General features: G+C 69.4%; 17 protein-coding genes and 1 tRNA gene. 5 read left to right on the top strand and 13 right to left on the bottom strand.

Going from position 1 to position 14,019, the window contains the following annotated elements:
* Positions 1-30: 30 nt before the first annotated feature.
* Positions 31-1,110 (bottom strand): histidinol-phosphate transaminase, encoded by a 1,080-nt coding sequence (hisC, locus tag IEY84_RS12150; protein ID WP_183547562.1) that lies wholly within the window; start codon positions 1,108-1,110, stop codon positions 31-33.
* Between the two features lie 10 nt (positions 1,111-1,120).
* Complete coding sequence (locus IEY84_RS12145; RefSeq protein WP_183547559.1) at positions 1,121-2,011, bottom strand: dimethylarginine dimethylaminohydrolase family protein; 891 nt, start codon at positions 2,009-2,011, stop codon at positions 1,121-1,123.
* A gap of 149 nt (positions 2,012-2,160) precedes the next feature.
* Between IEY84_RS12145 and IEY84_RS12140 the strand changes: the two genes are divergently transcribed.
* The 4 genes from IEY84_RS12140 (at position 2,161) to IEY84_RS12125 (ending at position 4,707) form a co-directional block, all read left to right on the top strand.
* Positions 2,161-2,832, top strand: a complete 672-nt coding sequence (locus IEY84_RS12140; protein ID WP_183547556.1) for a GntR family transcriptional regulator — start codon at positions 2,161-2,163, stop codon at positions 2,830-2,832.
* A 62-nt stretch (positions 2,833-2,894) separates the two neighbouring features.
* Positions 2,895-3,284: a phage holin family protein gene (locus IEY84_RS12135; RefSeq protein ID WP_183547553.1), complete on the top strand. Its 390-nt coding sequence runs from the start codon at positions 2,895-2,897 to the stop codon at positions 3,282-3,284.
* Between the two features lie 53 nt (positions 3,285-3,337).
* A complete protein-coding gene (locus IEY84_RS12130; RefSeq protein ID WP_183547550.1) occupies positions 3,338-3,853 on the top strand; it encodes a low molecular weight protein-tyrosine-phosphatase in 516 nt (171 codons plus the stop codon).
* Positions 3,850-4,707, top strand: a complete 858-nt coding sequence (locus tag IEY84_RS12125; RefSeq protein WP_183547547.1) for a fructosamine kinase family protein — start codon at positions 3,850-3,852, stop codon at positions 4,705-4,707. Before IEY84_RS12130 ends, IEY84_RS12125 begins: the two co-directional genes overlap by 4 nt.
* A gap of 44 nt (positions 4,708-4,751) precedes the next feature.
* Here the strand turns inward: IEY84_RS12125 and IEY84_RS12120 are convergent.
* The 3 genes from IEY84_RS12120 to IEY84_RS12110 form a co-directional block, all read right to left on the bottom strand.
* A tRNA-Ser gene (locus IEY84_RS12120) sits at positions 4,752-4,839 on the bottom strand.
* A 10-nt stretch (positions 4,840-4,849) separates the two neighbouring features.
* Complete coding sequence (locus IEY84_RS12115; RefSeq protein ID WP_183548078.1) at positions 4,850-5,317, bottom strand: nucleoside deaminase; 468 nt, start codon at positions 5,315-5,317, stop codon at positions 4,850-4,852.
* Between the two features lie 26 nt (positions 5,318-5,343).
* Complete coding sequence (locus IEY84_RS12110; RefSeq protein ID WP_183547544.1) at positions 5,344-5,856, bottom strand: tRNA adenosine deaminase-associated protein; 513 nt, start codon at positions 5,854-5,856, stop codon at positions 5,344-5,346.
* 81 nt (positions 5,857-5,937) lie between these two features.
* Here IEY84_RS12110 and upp point away from each other — a divergent pair, with 81 nt between their 5' ends.
* The gene (gene upp / locus IEY84_RS12105; RefSeq protein ID WP_183547541.1) at positions 5,938-6,579 is read left to right on the top strand and encodes a uracil phosphoribosyltransferase; all 642 of its coding nucleotides are present in this window, start codon (positions 5,938-5,940) and stop codon (positions 6,577-6,579) included.
* A 65-nt stretch (positions 6,580-6,644) separates the two neighbouring features.
* Here the strand turns inward: upp and IEY84_RS12100 are convergent, their stop codons facing one another.
* From IEY84_RS12100 to IEY84_RS12065, 8 genes are all read right to left on the bottom strand, one after another.
* Positions 6,645-7,178 (bottom strand): DoxX family protein, encoded by a 534-nt coding sequence (locus IEY84_RS12100; RefSeq protein ID WP_183547538.1) that lies wholly within the window; start codon positions 7,176-7,178, stop codon positions 6,645-6,647.
* 85 nt (positions 7,179-7,263) lie between these two features.
* Positions 7,264-7,824, bottom strand: a complete 561-nt coding sequence (thpR, locus tag IEY84_RS12095) for an RNA 2',3'-cyclic phosphodiesterase (RefSeq protein ID WP_183547535.1) — start codon at positions 7,822-7,824, stop codon at positions 7,264-7,266.
* A 33-nt stretch (positions 7,825-7,857) separates the two neighbouring features.
* The gene (locus IEY84_RS12090) at positions 7,858-8,592 is read right to left on the bottom strand and encodes a VIT1/CCC1 transporter family protein (protein WP_183547532.1); all 735 of its coding nucleotides are present in this window, start codon (positions 8,590-8,592) and stop codon (positions 7,858-7,860) included.
* Between the two features lie 22 nt (positions 8,593-8,614).
* Positions 8,615-9,127, bottom strand: coding sequence for a DUF8738 domain-containing protein (locus tag IEY84_RS12085; protein ID WP_183547529.1), 513 nt, complete (start codon positions 9,125-9,127; stop codon positions 8,615-8,617).
* 26 nt (positions 9,128-9,153) lie between these two features.
* Positions 9,154-10,392 carry an amidohydrolase gene (locus tag IEY84_RS12080; protein ID WP_183547526.1) on the bottom strand — a complete coding sequence of 413 codons (1,239 nt, stop codon included), beginning with the start codon at positions 10,390-10,392 and terminating at the stop codon, positions 9,154-9,156.
* A 134-nt stretch (positions 10,393-10,526) separates the two neighbouring features.
* Entirely contained in the window at positions 10,527-11,675 is a 1,149-nt protein-coding gene (locus IEY84_RS12075) for an acyl-CoA dehydrogenase family protein (protein ID WP_373292297.1), read from the bottom strand.
* Positions 11,676-11,699: 24 nt separating this feature from the next.
* The gene (locus tag IEY84_RS12070) at positions 11,700-13,160 is read right to left on the bottom strand and encodes an MDR family MFS transporter (RefSeq protein ID WP_183547523.1); all 1,461 of its coding nucleotides are present in this window, start codon (positions 13,158-13,160) and stop codon (positions 11,700-11,702) included.
* A 140-nt stretch (positions 13,161-13,300) separates the two neighbouring features.
* The gene (locus IEY84_RS12065; protein WP_183547520.1) at positions 13,301-14,017 is read right to left on the bottom strand and encodes a hypothetical protein; all 717 of its coding nucleotides are present in this window, start codon (positions 14,015-14,017) and stop codon (positions 13,301-13,303) included.
* Positions 14,018-14,019 lie beyond the last annotated feature (2 nt).

Genomic DNA, 14,019 nt, shown 5'->3' with positions numbered 1-14,019 from the left:
CGGGGGCCACAACGACCGAGACCGTCGAGGTCAGCTCTTCGGGAATGAGCCGGCGAGCTCGATGAGGCGGGTGTTGGCCTCGGCCTCGCCGATCGAGACGCGCACGCCCTCGGGCGGGTAGGGGCGGACCATCAGGCCGACCTCGTCGGCGGCCGCGGCGAACTCGGCGCAGCGCTCGACCGACCCGAAGGAGAACCAGACGAAGTTGCCCTGGGCGTCGGGGACGTCCCAGCCGGCGGCGCGTACGCCCTCGACGACACGGGTGCGCTCCGCGACCAGCTCGTCGACGCGGGCCAGCAGCTCGGCCTTCCGCTCGAGCGAGGCTACGCCGGCGGCCTGCGCGACGACGTTGACGCCGAAGGGCAGCGCCATCGCACGCAGAGTGGCGGCGATCGGCGCGGGCGCGAAGGCGTAGCCGACCCGGAAGCCGGCGAGCCCGTAGGCCTTGGAGAAGGTGCGCAGCACGACCACGTTGGGCCGGGCCCGGTAGGTGGCGATGCCGTCGACGGCGTCGTCCATCCGGACGAACTCGGCGTAGGCCTCGTCGACCACGACCAGCACGTGCTCGGGCACCTTCGCGAGGAAGGCATCGAGCTCGGTCTGGGTGACCGAGGTGCCGGTGGGGTTGTTGGGCGTGCAGACGAAGACGACCTTCGTACGCTCCGTGATGGCCGCTGCCATCGCGTCGAGGTCGTGGTGGCCGTCGTCAGCGACCGGCACCTTCACCGCGGTCGCCCCGGCGGCGAGCACCGCGATCGGGTAGGCCTCGAAGCTGCGCCAGGCGAAGACGACCTCGTCCTCGGGCCCGCAGTAGGCCGAGACGAGCTGGAAGATCAGCGCCACGGCGCCGGTCGAGAGCGCGAGCTCCTCGGCCGGGACCTGGTAGTTCGTCGCGAGCGCCTCGTAGAGCTCGGTGCTGCCCGCGTCGGGGTAACGGTTGACCCGACCCGCCGCCGCGGCGGCGATCTCGACGACCCCGTCGAGCGGCGGGTACGGGTTCTCGTTGGACGACAGCTTGTAGGTCACCAGCCCCGGCCGCTCCGCCGGCGGTTTGCCCGCGACATACGCAGGCATGGCGGCGACACTGGGACGGGGCTGTGGGGTGGTCATGGTCACAACTTTAGGTCGCGACGACCTCGCCACCGTAAACCACGGGGACGTCTCGGCCGACCACGATGTCGAGCGGGTTCGTGACGCAGCGGACGGACCCGCCGCCGAGGTGGAGCTCGCTCATCTCGACGATCCGGATCGTGAAGCCCCAGCCCTCGAGGACGGTGCGGATCCGGTCCGGGCAGGACGGCATCACGATGGTGCGGCCGATCACGATCGAGTTGGCGGCGAAGGTGGTCAGCGCCTCCTCCTCGGTGATGACCAGCGGCTCCGGGATCAGGTCGAGGAGCGCCTGCGCGGACTCCGGCGCGAGCGCGTCCGGGCAGATGATCGCGCGGCGCTCGTCGAGCGGACAGAAGGCGAGGTCGAGGTGGTACATCCCGGAGTGGGTCGTCCGGACGCCCAGCACCCGCACGTTCAGCTCGGCCGCCAGGGTCTTCAGCGCCAGCTCGTCGGTGCGCGGGCCGGTGCCGGCGACCAGGTGACCGGCGAACGGGAAGACGTCCCCCGCCTCGAAGCACGGCCCGATCCCGTCCTTGCCGACGTACGCCGTCCCCCAGCCGTTCGCGGCGAACCAGTCGAGCGCGGAGCGGGTCTCGTTGCGTCGCTCGGGGAAGCGCATGTGAGAGAGGATGACGTGGCGGCGGCCGTCGGCGAGCGTGGCGGCGAAGCCGAGGTTCATCGCGTAGACCATGTCGGGGCTGTCCGCGCGCGGCGCGATGACGTCGACCCGGCCGCCGAGCTCCTCGATGGTCGCCTTCAGGGTGTCCCACTGCGCGCGAGCACGGGCCGGATCGGGCTGGATCTCGGTGTCCATGAACGGGTTGATGGCGTAGTCGATGCGGTAGTGCGTCGGCTCGGTCATCAGGTAGTGACGGCCCCAGCTCAGCGATGTGCTCACTCGTACCCCTCTCAGGTCTGATTGACTTCAGATCGTCCGATTGCCTGATTGACTGATTGTCAGACAATCTTCTGTCGATAGGGTAGAGCACGAACGGTCATCACCGACAGTCCACACAGAGGGCGAGCGCAGGTAGGACAATGGGTCCCATGTTCGAGTCGCTCACCCTGGACGAACCCGCATCGACGGTCGACCGCGTCGCCGACGAGCTCCGCCGGGCGGTGTTCGAGGGTGAGCTGGAGTCCGGCACCCCGCTGCGCGAGCACGGCCTGGCCGAGTCCCTGGGCGTCGGCCGCTCGACGGTCCGCGAAGCGCTGACCATCCTCGTCGCCGAAGGCCTGGCCACCCGCGCGCCCAACAAGGGCGTCGCCGTCGCCACCCCCGAGGCCGCCTCGGTCCGCGACGTCTGCGCCGCCCGCTGGGTGCTCGAGGGGGCCGGGGTGCGCAACTGGGGCAACGCCTCGGCGGAGAACCGCACGGCGGTGCACGAGTCCCTCGATGCGTACATCTCGGCGGTCCACTCGGAGAACTCGACCTACCGCGAGCTCAACGAGCGCCACCTCGCCTTCCATCTCTCGCTCGTGGCACTCACCGGGTCTCCTCGGCTGGTCGCGATGCAGGAGCAGCTGGTCCTCGAGCTCAAGCTCGCCCTCGCCCAGGTCGACCGCATCCGCCGCAACGCCCACGACCAGGCGGAGGACCACGCCGCCCTGGTCCGCCTCCTGGACGCCGACCACATCCACGACGCCGAGCGGTTCCTCCAGAAGCACCTCTCCGACGCGGCCCACTCGATCTGCAAGGCACTACGCCTGGAGAAGTGACCCGCCACACCGGTCGCCCGACCTCCTTACGCTGAGGCGCTGAGCCTGCGACACTCATCGACATGCGCATCGTGACCTGGCTCATCACCAACGCCATCGCTCTGGCCGTGGCTACCTGGCTCGTCGACGGGATCTTCTTCGACGGCGCCACCAGCGGCATGGCCGAGATCAAGGAGAAGATCCTCCCGCTGCTGCTCGTCGCCTTCGTGCTCGGCATCGTCTCCGTCTTCGTGAAGCCGATCGTGAAGCTCTTGACGCTTCCGTTCATCCTGCTCACCCTGGGTCTGCTCCTGCTGGTGATCAACGCCGCGATGCTCGGCCTGACCGCCTGGATTCTCCCCTCCGACGTCGGATTCCACGTCGATGGCTTCTGGGCAGCTCTGCTCGGCGGCATCGTCATCTCGATCATGAACTGGTTCCTCGATCTCGCCTGGCCCGACGCCAGGGACTGAGCCGAACCGGCGGCATCTGCCCGCATTCTTGGCCGAAATGTAAAACTCGGTCCATGAAGATCGCGGTCGTCTGCCTGGGCAACATCTGCCGTTCTCCGATGGCGGAGGTGGTGCTGCGGGACCGTCTCGACGGTGCTGGGCTCGACGACGTGGAGCTCGTCTCGGCCGGCACCGGCGGCTGGCACGCCGGCGAGAAGATGGATCGCCGCGCGGCCGCAACGCTGGCTGAGGCGGGCTATGACCCCGAGCGTCACCGGGCTCAGCAATGGCCGGTCGGGGACTCAGAGACGTACGACCTCGTGCTTGCGATGGACGCGGACAACCTGGCCGACCTAGCTGCGTCGTGGCCTGACGGAGGTCTCGACAAGCTCGACCACCGAGCCGATCTGGCTGGTCAGGCGCCCGGGGGCGGGCTGCGGATGTTTCGTGATTTCGATCCCGAAGGCCCCGGAGATGTGCCCGATCCCTATTACGGTGGTGCCGAGGGATTCCGGGAGGTGCTGGCCATGGTGGAACGTACGAGTGATGCGATCGTCGCGACTCTAGCCACGTCGAGGCGCGGTTCGTGACCCGCCAGCCCGCGGTCGCCCGACGTGCCGAACAGCTGCTCGGGGCCGCGGTGGTGAGCACATCTCCCGTCGCGGGCGGCGACATCTCGACCGCCACCAAGATCCGGCTCAGCGACGGCTCGCTGGTGCTGATGAAGGCTCTCTCCCCGGTCCGTGACGACTTCGTCGCCGCCGAGGCCCGCGGGCTTCGCTGGCTGGAGGAGTCGGGGGCGGTGAGGGTTCCCGAGGTGCTCGCCGCCGAGCCCGACTGTCTGGTGCTGCGCTGGATCGATCCCGGCCGCCCCAACGCCGAGACCGCCGAGGAGCTCGGCCGCGCGCTCGCGGGCCTGCACTCCACCCCGGTCCCGAGCTTCGGCGCCGAGAAGGACGGGTTCATCGGCCGACTGCCGATGCCCAACAAGGCGGCGGACACCTGGGCCGAGTTCTATGCCGTACGCCGCCTGCTCCCCTACCTCAAGGCCGCCCGCGACCGCGGCGCCATCGATGCCACCGGTGCCGAGCGGGTCGAGCAGGTCGTCGGGAAGCTGACGTCGCTGATCCCGGAGGAGCCGCCTGCACTTCTCCACGGCGATCTCTGGAACGGCAACGTGCTCTGGGACCGCAGCGGCGAGGCCTGGCTCATCGACCCTGCCGCGTACGCCGGTCACCGCGAGGTCGACCTCGCGATGCTCGCGCTCTTCGGTCTGCCCCATCTGGAGCGGATGATGACCGCCTACGAGGACACGAAGCCCCTCGCCGAGGGCTGGGAGGACCGCCAGGGCCTCCACCAGCTCTTCCCGCTGCTCGTCCACGCGGCGATGTTCGGCGGCAGCTACGGCGCGCGCGCCGCCACCGTGGCCGCTCGCTACCTCTGAGGGCGAAAAGCAGAGAACCCCTGGTCACCCAGGGGTTCTCCGTGTGGCGGTGACGGTGGGATTTGAACCCACGGTAGGTCGCCCTACACAACATTTCGAGTGTTGCACCATCGGCCGCTCGGACACGTCACCGCCGAATAAGTTACAACCTCGGGTGGTCCTCGCCGAAATCGGGGGCGCCTCGGTGGGCCCCGAAGAAATCGGCCAGCAGCGCGCGCTGCTCCTCGGCCATCACGCCGGCGACGACCTCGGGCCGGTGATTGAGCCGGCGGTCACGTACGACATCCCACAGCGACCCCACCGCACCGGCCTTGTCGTCGAAGGCACCGAAGACGATCCGCTCCACCCTGGCCAGGACCGCGGCACCGGCGCACATCGTGCACGGCTCCAGCGTCACCACGAGCGTGCAGCCCTCCAGCCGCCACTCACCGCGTGCCTTGGCCGCCTCACGCAGCGCGACCACCTCGGCATGTCCGGTCGGGTCTGCCTCGGCCTCGCGTACGTTCCGTCCGGTGCCGATCACGGCCCCGGACGGGTCGACGACGACCGCGCCGATCGGGACGTCACCGGTCGCCAGGGCAGCGCGACCTTCGTCGAGGGCGGCCCGCATCGGGGCCTCCCACCGCTCGGTTGGGGTCACGCGGGCATGAGGCCGACGGTGTCGTCGAAGGCCTCGCCGCAGCCGATCGCGCGGGCGATCTCGGAGAGCGTCTCGTCGGGGTAGAGGTCGTCCTCGATCATGTCGTCGAGCAGCATGCCCATGTCGACCGCGCTCATCCCGAAGTCGGCGAGGATGCCGAGGTCGCCGGCCGGATCGGCCTCCTCCTCGTCCTCGACCTCCTCCGGCAGCGGCAGCCCGAGCACGTCGAGAGCCGACGCCGCCAGCTCCCACTCGTCGGCCGCGGTCACGTCGGAGAGCAGCACCCTGGTCGCGGCGCCGGTGACCCGGACGATCACGAAGAAGTCCTCGTCGATCGCTGCCATCGCGATCGCGCCGCCATCGCCTGGGAAGCGGTGGAGCGCATGCGTCAGAGTCTCGACGTCGGTCAGCAGGTCGTGAGCGAGCTCGCGCACAACCCAAGCGCCGTTCTCGCGATACATCGCGACGGCGAAGTCAACACCCTCGATCTGCTCCAGCTGATCAGACACACGACCAGAGTGACATCCAATCAGCCCAAGGTCTAGGGGGAATTGGTGACCTGAAGGGGAACCGATCGTAGGGTTCAACCCATGGAGACCCTCGTTGTGGACCACCCGCTCGTCGCCCACAAGCTCACCACACTGCGTAACAAGGAGACTGATTCGTCGACTTTCCGGCGGCTTGCGGACGAGCTCGTCACGTTGCTCGCCTATGAGGCGACCCGTGGCGTACGCGTCGCACCGGTCGACATCGTCACTCCGGTCGCCCAGACCCAAGGCGTACGCCTCACCGACCCGCAGCCGCTGATCGTCCCGATCCTCCGGGCCGGTCTTGGGATGCTCGACGGGATGATCCGGCTGCTGCCGACCGCCGAGGTCGGCTTCCTCGGCATGGTCCGCAACGAGGAGACGCTGGAGGCGACGACGTACGCCGAACGTCTCCCCGCCGATCTCTCCGGTCGGCAGTGCTACGTCGTCGACCCGATGCTGGCCACCGGCGGCACCCTGGCCGCGGCGATCGACTTCCTGGTCTCGCGCGGCGCCGACGACATCACCGCGGTCACCCTTCTGGCCGCGCCCGAGGGCATCGAGGCTCTCGAGAACGCCCTCGACGGCATCGAGGCTCCGGTCCGGCTCGTCACCGCGGCCCTGGACGAGAAGCTCAACGAGAAGGGCTACATCGTCCCCGGTCTCGGTGACGCCGGCGACCGGCTCTACGGCGTCGCAGGCTGAGCTGCCGAAACCACCGCTGGTCGAGCCGTGAGGCCGTCTGCGGCCGAGCGTGTCGACCAGCGGGTTCAGGCCTTGACGGTGACCTTCTCCTCGACGACCGGCTGAGCGGCCTCCGCCTCGGTCTCGGCAGCCTCGGCTTTCTTGGCATTGCGCTTCGCCGAGATCGCCTTGAAGGGCCAGGTCAGGAGCTGGTCGAGGGTGAACCGGCCGGGAGCGACCAGGCCGAGCACGAGGGCTGCGACGCCGAGCGCGGCGGCGAGCTCCCAGCCGCCCTGGTCGACGAAGACCTCGGTGGTGCGGTGGGCGTACCAGATCGCTCCCGCCATCTGAGCGGCGAGGAGCACCCCGACGATGGGCGCGAACAGACCGAGCATCAGCAGCGCACCCCCGACGAGCTCGACGTAGGTGGCCACCTGAGCTGCGATCGCGGGCTCGGGGACCCCCAGGCCTCCGAGGAACTGCTCGGTGCCGGCGAAGCCCTGGTCGTACTTCTGCCAGCCGTGCGCGACGAAGATCCCGCCGACGACCACACGGGCGGCGAGCAGCACGACATCGTTGAACAGTCCGGTGTAGGCGTTGCGCCCCACTCGACGACTCATGTCCGGTTCTCCTCTGGGTCAGGTCGAAACAGGCCGCACACGGTAGCGACGCCTGGTCCGGGCCGTTACCACCCGGGGCTTTCTCTCAACCGAAAGGGAACTCTGCTATGACCTCGTAGACCGGACGCTTCCTCGGCCCCCCACCGAGACGTGAGCGCACCAGGGCGAACGAGGAGACGGTCCAGGAAGGGCCGCGGTACGCATCGAGCAACCGCACCCAGTTGCTGAGCTCGACCGGAACGCCGGTCCGGGCGACCGTCAGGTGCGGCCGGAACCGTCCGCCGTCGACCTCGACCCCGGCCTTGACCAGGGCATTCCGAGCCCCGGCGGCCACCCGGTCGAGCTCCTCGGACGCGTCGGTCTCTACGCCGGCGTAGAGGACCTTGCCCTCGACCACGTTGGGGAAGGCACCGCCTCCCGTGATGGTCAGCGTGAAGGGAGTACGCCGCCCCGCGGCCGTCTCCAGTCGCTCGATCGCCTCGTCGAGGGACCTGTCGGGGACGTGCTCAGCGAAGGCGAGCGTCAGATGGAGCTGGTCGGGGGACGACCAGCGGAAGGAGGCCGCGTCGCGGCGTACGGACAGGAACTCGTCGAGATCTTCGATCACCGACTCCGGCGGGACCACCGCCACGAACATTCGATTCATCGGTCCCCATTGTGCCCGCCGGCGGCGGCCGGGTCACTCGAGTTGTGTGCCGAGGAGGTCGCCGACGACATAGGTCACCAGCATCGCCAGCAGTCCGCCGGCGACGTTGCGCAACGCCGCCCGCGCGGGCGGGGCGTAGCCGAGGCGGGCGCTGGTCCAGCCGGTGACGGCGAGCGCGGCCCCGACCGCGAGGACCGTCGCCCAGGTGCGGACGCTGTCGGGGAAGAGCGTGATCGACAGCAGCGGCAGCAGCGCTCCGAGCGTGAACGAGAGCATCGAGGCCCCGGCCGCGGCCCAGGGCGAGGTGAGGTCGTCGACGTCGATCCCGAGCTCCAGCGCAGCGTGGGCCCGCAGCGCGTCGCGCTCGGTGAGCTGCCGGGCGACGTCGGTGGCGGTCTCGTCCTCGAGCCCGCGCTCCCGCAGGAAGCCCTCCAGCTCGCGCAGCTCCTCCTCGGGCATCTCCTCCAGCTCGCGCCGCTCCTTGGCGATCAGCGACTCCTCGGTGTCGCGCTGGGTCGAGACGGAGACGTACTCTCCCGCCGCCATGCTGATCGCTCCCGCCACCAGGGCTGCGACGCCGGCGATGAGGATCGCGGTGTCGTCGGTGGTGGCGCCGGCGACACCCATCACCACACCGGCGGTCGACACGATGCCGTCGTTGGCGCCGAGGACCCCTGCGCGCAGCCAGTTGAGGCGGTTGTTCAGGCCCTCGGCCCGCTCCTCGGCGTCGCCGTGGCCCGCGTGGGCCCCTTCACCGGTCGCCGTCACTGGTCACCACCGCTGGGGAGCGTCACTGGGGAGAGTCACTGCTCCCGTTACCGGGGACCGGCTCCTGCGGGTTCTCGCAGAAACGGACCGGACCGCTCTCGCCGCCGTGATACTCGTAGGTCTCCCCCGCAGCCTCGAGCACGACGCGGACGCCGTCGACCAGCGCCATCGTGTACATCTTCCCGGGCTCGGGGCAGCCCAGACTGCCGTCACGCCAGGTCACCTTCTCGTTGGAGACGACGGTGATCTCCTCGCTCTTCAGCCCCTGACGCTCGGCCAGGTCGGCGATCGCGGCTGCGACGTTCGGGTCTTCGGCGGGCGTCGGGCTGGATGAGCTGGGCACGTCAGACACGTTAGCGCCTGGGTCGGTCGCCTCGGAGCCACATCCGGCCAACATCGGCGCCAGCGTCAGCGCCAGAACAGGCAGGACGTACGCCGCAGGCCGGATGCGCTTGCTCTTGTCAGTGCCGTGGTTGGTGGGGGTCATGACCTTGGATACGTCCGCGGTCCGGGGTTCGTTGCGTCCGAGGCTCATGCCCGGCACCTTCACACATCGCATCCTCAGGACTCGAACCGCGCGGCGCGCTCGCGCGTGCTCCCGCCGCCGCGCCCTGCGTCGGTCTCGCCGTCCCAGGTGTAGACCTCGGTCCCGGTGATGAAGACGCGTTCGGCGCGGTGGTCGGTGTCGAGCGGGTCTCCGGACCAGATGACCACATCGCCGTCGAGACCGGGCGCGATCGCGCCGACGCGGTCGTCGAGACCGAGGAAGCTCGCCGGGTTCGTGGTGATCGCGGCCAGCGCCGTGTCACGCGGGAGGCCGTCGCGTACGGCGAAGGAGGCCTGGTGGACCAGGAAGTCGATCGGGATGACCGGGTGGTCGGTGGTGATCGCGACCCGTACGCCCGCGGCTGCCATCGCGGCGATGTTGCGGTTGGCCCGGTTGCGCACCTCCACCTTCGAGCGGCTCACGAACATCGGGCCGTAGATGACCGGGATGTCCTTCTCGGCGAGCACGTCGGCGAGCAGATGGCCTTCGGTGCCGTGGTTGACCACCAGGCGGTAGCCGAACTCCTCGCTCAGCCGGATGGCGGTGGCGATGTCGTCGGCGCGGTGGGTGTGCTGGTCCCAGGCGAGCTCGCCGGCGAGGACGCGGGCCAAGGTCTCCTTGCCGAGATCGCGCTCGAAGGGTTCGCCCTTCTCCTCGGCCGCTGCCCTCTTTGCGGCGTAGTTCTGCGCCTCGACGAATGCCTTCCGGATGATGTTCGCGACGCCGAGGCGGGTCGACGGGGTCTTCTTCTGGTCGCCGTAGACGCGCTTGGGGTTCTCCCCCAGGGCGCTCTTGACCGAGACCGAGTCGGAGACGACCTGCTCGTCGATCGTCCGTCCGCCCCAAGTCTTGATCGCGACCGTCTGACCGCCGATCGGGTTGCCGGATCCGGGCTTGATCACCGCGGTGGTCACCCCGCCGGCCAGGGCGTCACGGAAGCCCTCGTCCTCGATGTTGACCGCGTCGATCGCCCGCAGGGCCGCGCCGTCGGGGTCGGTCATCTCGTTGGTGTCGTCCCCTGCCCAGCCCTCGCCCTGCTCGTGGATCCCGATGTGACCGTGCGCCTCGACGAAGCCGGGGAGCAGCCACCTGCCCTTCGCGTCGATGGTGTCGATGCCGTCGGGGACGACGACGTCAGGGCCGACCGCGGTGATCACGCCGTCCTGGATCAGCACCGTGCCGTTCTCGATCGGGTCGGCGGCTACGGGGACGACGTACGCGTTGGTGATGGCGACTGAGGAGCACTGGGTCATGGGCGCCATCATGCCGGGCTCCGCGTACCTGTCGATCGGTTTAGGCCAGTGCCGCGGGTGCGGGCGGCCCAAAAGCGCCGGCGGACGCCCACCCGATGGTGGACGCCCGCCAGGGACGAAGTCGGTCTGGAAGCTCAGAACCCCAGGTCGCGGCCGATGAGCTCCTTCATGATCTCGTTGGAACCAGCCCAGATCTTGGTGACGCGGGCGTCGCGCCAGGCGCGAGCGACGCGGTACTCGTTCATGAAGCCGTAGCCGCCGTGGATCTGGACGCAGTGGTCGAGCACCTCGGACTGCGCCTGCGAGGACCACCACTTGGCCTTGGACGCCTCGACGGGGGTGAGCTCACCGCGGGCGTGCGCGGCGACGCACTTGTCGACGTACGCCTCGGCGACCTCGATCTGGGTGACCAGCTCGGCGAGCAGGAACTTGTTGTGCTGGAAGGCACCGATGGACTGGCCGAAGGCCTTGCGGTCCTTGGCGTACTGCACCGTCTCGAGGAGGATCTGCTTGGCCTGCGCGACGTTGGCGACCGCACACGAGACGCGCTCCTGCGGGAGCTCCTCCATCATGTGGATGAAGCCGCGGTTGAGCTCGCCGATGATCTCGGCGTCGGTGACGCGTACGTTCTCGAAGAAGAGCTCGGCGGTGTCGGACTCCTCCATGCCGACCTTGTCGAGCTTGCGGCCGCGCGAGAAGCCCTCCTTGGTCGCCTCGATCGCGAAGAGGGTGATGCCCTTGGCGCCCTTCTCCGGGTCGGTGCGGACCGCGGTGATGACCAGGTCGCAGGAGTAGCCGTTGGTGATGAAGGTCTTGGAACCGTTGATGACCCACTCGTCGCCGTCGCGGACCGCGGTGGTCTTCAGCGCGGCCAGGTCGGAGCCGCCGGACGGCTCGGTCATGCCGATGGCGAGCAGGATCTCACCGGAGGCCACGCCCGGGAGCCAGCGCTGCTTCTGCTCCTCGGTGCCGAGGCGGACCAGGTAGGGGGCGGTGATGTCGGAGTGGATGCCGACGCAGGTCGGGTAGGCCGCGCCGATCTTGGCGAGCTCCTCGGCGAGGACCGCGTTGAAGCGGAAGTCGTCGGCGCCGGCGCCGCCGTACTCCTCCGGGATAGCGAGACCGAGGAAGCCGTTCTCACCGGCTTCGAGCCAGAACTCGCGGGGCAGCGCCTTGTCGGCGATGTGCTTGTCGGTGTGGGGCTTGACCGAACGCTCCAGCCACTGCTGGACGGAGGCTCGGAAGTCCTCGTGGTCTTCCTCATAGTGGTCGCGCTTCAGCATGCGTCGGAGTCTACGACGCAGTGGTTACTCAGTGGTAACCACTGTTCGAGGAGTGAGCCTGACCGGCGTACGCCACGCCACGACCAGCAGCGGGAGCGAGACGACCAGCCCGACGACGAAGACGACGTGCAGCGCCGGCGCGAGGACGTCGGCAGGCAGAGCCTCGAGCGGAGGCACCTCTCCCCCGGCGTACTCACGCCTGACCAGCCCGTTCGCGACCGCCCCGAAGAGCGCGACGCCCAGCGCCGAGCCGACCGAGCGGGCGAACATGTTGGACCCGGTCGCCACCCCGCGGACCTCCCAGTCCACCGCCGACCCGGCAGCGACGACGCCCGGGTTGACCGACCAGCCGAAGCCGAGTCCGAGCACGAAGCACGGGATCGCCAGGTGCCAGATCGACGAGCTCTCGTCGACCGTGACCAGCACCAGCCCGCCGACGATGACCAGCAGGGCGCCGAGCGCGACCGCGGTCCGGAACCCCTTCGAGAGGTAGATCCGGCCGGCGGTGGCGGCGGCGATCGGCCAGCCGATGCTCATCCCGGCGAGCGCGAACCCGGCCACCAGCGCCGAGTGGCCGAGCACGCTCTGGGCATAGAGCGGGACGTACGTCGTGAGCCCGAGCATCACCACGCCGACGATCAGGCTGGCGGCGTTGGCCGGGGCGAGGACGCGGTGGCTGAGGACCCACGGCGGCAGGACCGGGTCGGCGGCACGGCGCTCGACGAACCCGAAGGCGACCAGGGCCGCGATGCCGACCGCGAAGATCAGATAGGACGGCCAGGAGGCCCACGCCCAGGCGTGCCCGCCCTCGAGAAGACCGAGCAGCAGCGCGATCCCGCCGACGGTCAGCAGCCCGGCTCCGGACCAGTCGATCGCGGTCGTCGCGGCGGGCCGGCGCTCCTCGTGGAAGTGGCGCAGCAGCCACAGCGCGACCGCCCCGATCGGCAGGTTGATCAGGAAGATCAGCCGCCAGTCGAGGTAGTCGGCGAAGAGGCCGCCGAGCGTCGGGCCGACGATGGCGGCGGTGGCCCAGACCGAGGCGACGTACGAGGTCGCGACCGCGCGCTCCTCCAGCGTGTAGATGTCGGAGACGATCGTCATCGCCATCGGCTGGATCGCCCCGGCGCCGATGCCCTGGATCGCCCGGAAGACGATCAGCGCGGTCAGCGACCACGCGAGCCCGCACAGCAGCGACCCGACCAGGAAGGCCACGATCCCCGCGATCATGACCGGCTTGCGGCCGAGCCGGTCGGCGACCTTGGCGTACAGCGGGGTGGTCACCGCGGTGGCCAGCACGTAGATCGAGAAGAGCCACGGGAACTGCTCGAAGCCGCCCAGATCCTTCACCACGCTCGGCACCGCGGTCGCCAGGATCGTCATGTCGATCGCCACCAGGCTGAGCGACACCATCACGGCGAGCAGGATCGGTCCGCGTTCGCTACGAAGTCCTACCGAGCTGCGGGTGGGCCTGATCGAAGTGGACACATTGGTTAGCAAGCCTCACGACTGCCCATTCATTCCTGGGGAGTCATTCCACTCGCGCGCGGGCCGCGATGCGTACGTCCAGGTCGGCGAGCTCGTATTCTCACTTTTCCTGAAAAGTGAGAATAACGGTCCGCCTGTTCTCACTTCTCCAGCTCGGCGAGGTCGAAGACCTCGTCGGCCGGGGGCTCCTCGACCTGGAACTCCTCGTCGAAGTCGGAGAAGACGAGCTCGCCGGCCCCGCCCTGGGTCCACTTCACGATCCGGTGCGGCTCCGAGGCCAGGACGTCCGTCCGGCTATGGGTGTCGCCGTGGGTGACATCGAGGCGTACGGCGGGACCGTCGGCCGCCATCACGGGACCGACCGCCTCTGCCTCCGCCTCGGCCGGAACCATCTGGGCGGTGAGACTGTCGATGCTGCAGAAGGCGCGCACGCTGGCCAGCTCACCCTCGAGCTTCACCCACTTGTCGCCGACCCGCTCGGCGATGCGCTCGCCCGCGCCCTTGGCCGGCGCGATCGACTTCCAGAACTCCTCGTCGCCCTGATACCAGGCCGAGCCGGCGATGGCGCGCAGCGAGATCTCGCCGTCGCCGATGCCGACCGTGCCGACACAGGTCTCCTCGGCGGAGACATCGAGGTCGACGGTGATCTTGGTGCCCTCCGAGTCGAGCACGTCGCCCTCGACATGGACGGTGTCGAGGTCGTGCATCGCGGTCCGCGCGTGCTCGGCGATCTGGTTCCCGGGCTCCTTCGCATAGTCACGCGCCTGAGACAGGGAGCCCTCCCCCTCGCCACAGCCGGCAAGAGCGCTGGTCAGCGCGACGGTGAGGGCGGTCGTGAGCACGGCTTGGCGAAACACGC

Origin of the sequence: Nocardioides albus (genome assembly GCF_014648255.1) — a bacterium.
Classification (GTDB): Bacteria; Actinomycetota; Actinomycetes; order Propionibacteriales; family Nocardioidaceae; genus Nocardioides; species Nocardioides albus.
Note: the sequence above shows the minus strand (reverse complement) of the source record. Positions and strands in the feature narration are given on the sequence as shown.